Below are 3356 nucleotides of genomic sequence, written 5' to 3' on the forward strand. Positions count from 1 at the left end.
TCGCCGTCGTGGCGTCTGGCCAGGGCCTCGAGGGTGTCATCGAGGCAGCGGTAGAGGGCCTCGCGATCACGTTGACGAGAGGCAATCAGGTCGCCAGTGAGTACAGCGATGATGGGATCGGACATGACGCGGATGGCTCCGTGGTGAGCGCGGATAGCGCTAGAGACCTATTACGCCTATTTATAGCTTGATTCGGCTATTTTCTCACGAAGTTGCCTGATGCGGTGATTGCGGGCGACGGCGAGGTGGTGCCAACTGTCCGGTCCCCCAGCAACACCATGGTCAGCGCGCCAGTTCGCGCATCGCTTCATCCAGTCCCTCCAGCGTCATGGGATACATGCGCTCGTGGATCAGCTCGCGAATCAGCCGGGTCGAAGGAGTGTACTCCCAATAGCGCGGCGGGTTGGGGTTGAGCCAGACCAGCCGCGGGTAGCGCTCGGCCAGGCGCCTGAGCCAGACCCCGCCCGGTTCCTCGTTGAAGTGCTCCACGCTGCCGCCGGGGTGGGTGATCTCGTAGGGCGACATCGACGCATCGCCGACCACCACCACCTGATAGTCGGCACCGTAGGTGCGCATCAACTCCCAGGTCGAGAAGCGCTCCTTGTGGCGTCGGGCGTTGTTGCGCCAGACGCCCTCGTAGAGGCAGTTGTGGAAGTAGAAGTGCTCCAGGTGCTTGAACTCGGAGCGCGCCGCCGAGAACAGCTCCTCGCAGACGCGGATGTGGTCGTCCATGGACCCGCCCACGTCGAGAAACAGCAGCACCTTGACCGCGTTGTGACGCGGCGGGCGCATGCGCAGGTTGAGCAGACCGGCGTCCCGTGCGGTATCGCGGATGGTGGCGTCAATGTCGAATTCCTCGAGCGCCCCCTGGCGGGCGAAGCGGCGCAGGCGACGCAGCGCCATCTTGATGTTGCGCGGCCCCAGCGCCTGGTCGTCGTCGTAGTCGCGAAAGCGCCGCTCGTCCCAGACCTTGACCGCACGCCGATGGCGCGAGCCATCCTGGCCGATGCGTACGCCCTCGGGATTGTAGCCGTAGGCGCCGAAGGGGCTGGTGCCGCCGGTGCCGATCCACTTGCTGCCGCCGGCGTGGCGCTCCTTCTGCTCGGCCAGGCGTTGCTTGAAGGTCTCGATCAGCTTTTCAAGCCCACCCAGCGACTGGATCTGCGCCTTCTCCTCGTCGCTGAGTTGACGCTCGAATTCACGGCGTAGCCAGTCGTCCGGGATCAACGCATCGATGGCCGCATCGAGGCCTTCCACCGACCCCATCCAGGCGGCAAAGGCGCGATCGAAACGGTCGAAATGGCGCTCGTCCTTGACCATCACGGTACGCGCCAGCCGGTAGAAGTCGTCGATATCGGCGAATACTACGCCGGCTTCGACGGCGGCGTGCAGATCCAGCAGCTCGCGCAACGAGACCGGCACCTGGTGACGGCGCAGGGTGTCGAATAGATCGAGAAACATCAGCGACCCTGACGCCGCACCATGAAGGCGAGGCGCTCCAGCAGAGCGGTGTCCTGCTCGTTCTTGACCAGGGCGCCGGCCAGCGGCGGCAGGCTCTTGGCCGGATCACGCTGGCTCAGGGCCTCGCGGGCGACCTCGTCGGCCATCAAAAGCTTCAGCCAGTCGACCAGTTCCGAGGTCGACGGGCGCTTCTTGAGCCCCGGCGCCTCGCGCAGCTCGAAGAACACCTCCAGCGCCTGGCTGACCAGCCGCGGCGCGATATCCGGGAAGTGCACAGCGACGATGCGCTCCATGGTGGCGCGGTCGGGAAACTCGATGTAGTGGAAGAAGCAGCGGCGCAGGAAGGCGTCGGGCAGCTCCTTCTCGTTGTTGGAGGTGATCACCACGATGGGCCGGTGACGGGCGCGAATGGTCTCTCCGGTCTCGTAGACGAAGAACTCCATGCGGTCGAGTTCCTGCAGCAGATCGTTGGGGAACTCGATGTCGGCCTTGTCGATCTCGTCGATCAACAGCACCACCCGTTCGTCGGCGGTGAAGGCTTCCCACAGCTTGCCCGGACGCAGGTAGTTGGCGACGTTGTCGACGCCTTCCACGCCAAGCTGGGAGTCGCGCAGGCGGCTGACCGCGTCGTACTCGTAGAGCCCCTGGGCGGCCTTGGTGGTGGACTTGATGTGCCAGGTGATCAGCCGGGTGCCGAGCGAGGCGGCGAGCTCCTCGGCCAGCAAGGTCTTGCCGGTGCCCGGCTCACCCTTGATCAACAGCGGGCGCTTCAGCGTTACCGCGGCATTGACGGCCTGCTTGAGGGCATCCGTGGCGACGTAGGTGGAAGTCGAGTCAAACGCCATGGGCGAGGATCCTGAATAACGAAGTGGCAACGAAGTGATTTCAAACGAGTGTACGGTAGCCCCGTGGGCGGAACAATCCTCGGCGTCAGTGCTGGGCCTCGTCGTCTCGATACAGGCGAATCAGCGTCGCCGGATCCTTTTCACCCTCGCCGCGGGCGAGCCGGCTGCGCATCAGCTGGGCAGCCAGGGCCGCCATGGGCGTGGCGCTGGACTGACGATGCCCCTGGGCGGTGGCCATGTCGACGTCCTTGAGCAGGGTGCGCAGGTGCCAGCTCGGCGCCTCGAAGTCGCGACTGGCCATGCGCGGGGTCAGCATGCGAAAGGGCGTCGAGTCGGCGAAGCCACCGGCCAGGGCGTCGGGCAAGCGACTGGCGTCGACCCCGCTGGCCTCGGCCAGCGCCACCATCTCGGCGATGGCTGCGGTGGTGCAGCCGACCAGTAGCTGATTGCACAGCTTGGTGACCTGGCCCGAGCCCACCGGGCCCATGTGGGTGATGCGCGAGGCCAGCGGGGCGAGGACCTCACGGGCCGCCTCCACGTCCGCCGCGTCGCCGCCACACATGATCGCCAGGCTGCCCGCTTCGGCGCCGGCCACGCCGCCGGAGACCGGCGCATCCACCCAGCTCACGCCCGCCTCGCTGGCGGCCTGGGCCAGCTCCCGGGTGGCGGCGGGGTCGGCGCTGGTCATGTCGATGATGCGCTGTCCCGGTCGCGCCCGGGCGATGACGCCGTCGCTGCCGAGCATCACTTCGCGCAGCACCTCGGTATTGGCCACGCAGCTCAGGATCACGTCCACCTCGGCGGTCAGCTCGGCGACGCTGTCGGCTACCCGGGCACCGGTGTCGGCGGCCACCGCCTCGGCCTTGGCCCGGGTGCGGTTATACAGCGTCAACGGATGCCCGGCCTCGGCCAGCCGGCGGCTGAGTGGATCGCCCATCAGGCCGATACCGATAAAGCCGAGGTGAGGCAGCGTAGATGATGTGGTCGAGCGGGGAAGCGGCATGACGAACTCCTGTGCAGGGGCGGGTGGTCGTGACACCCCGGTTGGCC

Annotated in this window: 3 protein-coding genes; all 3 read right to left on the bottom strand. The window is 66.6% G+C overall.

Annotated features, from left to right (window positions below):
• Window positions 1-282 precede the first annotated feature (282 nt).
• A complete protein-coding gene (locus RBB39_RS22645; RefSeq protein ID WP_045994263.1) occupies window positions 283-1461 on the bottom strand; it encodes a VWA domain-containing protein in 1179 nt (392 codons plus the stop codon).
• Window positions 1461-2306 (bottom strand): MoxR family ATPase, encoded by an 846-nt coding sequence (locus RBB39_RS22650; RefSeq protein WP_045994264.1) that lies wholly within the window; start codon window positions 2304-2306, stop codon window positions 1461-1463. The genes RBB39_RS22645 and RBB39_RS22650 overlap by 1 nt, the downstream gene beginning before the upstream one ends.
• Window positions 2307-2391: 85 nt before the next feature.
• Window positions 2392-3309 carry an NAD(P)-dependent oxidoreductase gene (locus RBB39_RS22655; RefSeq protein ID WP_045994265.1) on the bottom strand — a complete coding sequence of 306 codons (918 nt, stop codon included), beginning with the start codon at window positions 3307-3309 and terminating at the stop codon, window positions 2392-2394.
• Window positions 3310-3356: the final 47 nt, after the last annotated feature.

Source organism: Halomonas sp. MMSF_3323 (genome assembly GCF_030733595.1).
GTDB lineage: Bacteria > Pseudomonadota > Gammaproteobacteria > Pseudomonadales > Halomonadaceae > Halomonas > Halomonas litopenaei.